Annotated in this window: 2 protein-coding genes; one reads left to right on the top strand and one right to left on the bottom strand. The window is 67.2% G+C overall.

What is annotated here, in order from left to right; translation table 11 throughout:
• The coding region (locus GT354_RS09645; protein WP_161355857.1) for a TetR/AcrR family transcriptional regulator C-terminal domain-containing protein at positions 1 to 567 on the bottom strand (567 nt) is incomplete at its 3' end.
• 105 nt (positions 568 to 672) lie between these two features.
• Here GT354_RS09645 and GT354_RS09640 point away from each other — a divergent pair.
• Positions 673 to 1,896, top strand: coding sequence for an FAD-dependent oxidoreductase (locus GT354_RS09640; protein ID WP_237534561.1), 1,224 nt, complete (start codon positions 673 to 675; stop codon positions 1,894 to 1,896).
• The last annotated feature ends 105 nt before the right edge of the window (positions 1,897 to 2,001 follow it).

Here is a 2,001-nt window from a genome sequence, read left to right as displayed (position 1 = left end):
GGCCTTGTCGACGCGGTTCGCCAGACCGTCCAAGAGGAGAGCCAGTCCCGCTTCGAAGGCCGACTCGTGCTCGATCTCGATCGGCGGGACGGCGGGACGGCCCGCGCTGTTACCGGGGTCGGCGTCCGCCTGCTCCTCCAGCACGCAGCCGATCGTGAAGCGGCCGGCAGCCAGCATCGCCATCCGGGCATCGCGCTCAGGCACGCCGCATGCCAGCAGGAACGCCATTTTGTGGCCGATTCGGTCGAGGTCCGTCCCTCCCGGGCGGCTTCCGGCGTGGAGCCGCGCACCGTCGCGGCGTAGCAGCAAGGTGTTGCGGAAGCCGCGGGTGTTCTTGAGGAACCACTCCCGCCAGTCGTCGTCGGGCTCCGGTAGCGGTGCCGTCGCATGGGGCGTCATGGCGGCCTCGGCCATGGCGTCGAGCAGCTCCTTCTTGTTCCGGAAGTGGTAGTAGAGCGACGGCTGTTCGACGCCCAGTCGCTGCGCGAGACGTCTGGTGCTGACAGCGTCCAAGCCGACCTCGTCGAGCAGGTCGAGCGCCTCGTCGACGACGGTCCCTCGGTTCAACTTCACGTTGACAACCTATCGGTGATAGGCGACGCTGTAAATCCGTCCACCTATCACCGATAGAAAGAGGGTCTTGCCATGGCACGCGGATCAGGAGTTCCCTCCTTGAGGGTTCTCGTCTGTGGCGGTGGGATCGCGGGAGAGGCTCTGGCCTACCACCTCGCCCGAGGCGGCCATCGGGTAACCGTCGTCGAACGCTTCCCGGCGTTGCGGGCCACCGGCGCCCAGGTCGATCTTCGAGGCCAGGGCATCGACGCCGTACGACGCATGGGGCTCCTCGACGTCGTCAGGAGCAAGCTCGTGGACGAAGCGGGCGTCGCCTTCGTGAACGCTCGCGGCAAGGCGAGGGCGACGATCATGGCCAACACCTCGGGTCGAGGCCGGCAGACCCTGACGTCCGAGTACGAGATCATGCGCGGTGACCTGGTGCGCATCCTCCACGACGCGACGAAGGAGGACGTGGAGCACGTCTTCGGCGTGAGCGTGGACCGATTCGAGCAGGACGAGAGGCGAGTGGTCGCCCACTTCTCGGACGGCTCTTGCGGCGAGTTCGATCTCCTGGTCGGCGCGGACGGACAGGGGTCGCGGCTGCGGCGGGCCGTCCTGCCGCCCGGAACCCCTGACCCCTACTGGCGAGTGGGCATCCACATGGCCTACTGGTTCGTCCCACGCATCGCGACGGACGGCAACATCCGAGACACCTACCTCGCTCCCGGCGGCCGGATGATCATGCGCAGGAGTCACAACCCCACCGAGACCCAGGTCTACTTCGTACTGCGGGAAGACTCCAAGGAGTCCTCAGCCGTCCACCGAGAGCCGATCGAGCGCCGAAAAGAGTTCTGGACCGACAGGTTCCGTGACGCGGGTTGGCAGACCGAGCGCTTCCTCGAAGGCATGGGCACGGCCGACGACTTCTACTCCCAAGAAGTGCTGCAGGTGCGCACGGACACGTGGTCGAAGGGGCGCGTGGTCCTGGTCGGAGACGCCGCTCACTGCGCTTCCCCCTTCAGCGGCATGGGAGTCTCCGGTGGCCTGGTCGGCGCATACGTCCTGGCCGGCGAGATCAACCGGCATTCCGACGATCTACCCACCGCCCTGGCGAACTACGACACCACGCTGCGGCCTTTCGTCAACGAGATCCAGGCCCAGGTCAAGCCGCACCTCCTGCGACTGGGCATGCCCAGGAACAAGTTGGCCGTCGACGCCTTTCACACCGTCACCGCGTTGGCCTGCTTCCTGCGCATCCCGGAACTCGTCGCGCGCCACACGAAGGAGGACCGAGGCGGCGCCTGGCAACTCCCGGAATACCGCGACCTCAACGCCGGTTAGGCGCCGACGCCTCGCGTCCTCGCCGACCGCCGACGGCGCGCGTCGTGTCGACAGGCCGATCGGGCGATGGGCACCGAAGGACCTACCCACACCGTCGTGCCGAAG

Origin of the sequence: Streptomyces sp. SID3343 (assembly GCF_009865215.1) — a bacterium.
In the GTDB taxonomy this organism is placed as follows: Bacteria; Actinomycetota; Actinomycetes; order Streptomycetales; family Streptomycetaceae; genus Embleya.
Note: the sequence above shows the minus strand (reverse complement) of the source record. Positions and strands in the feature narration are given on the sequence as shown.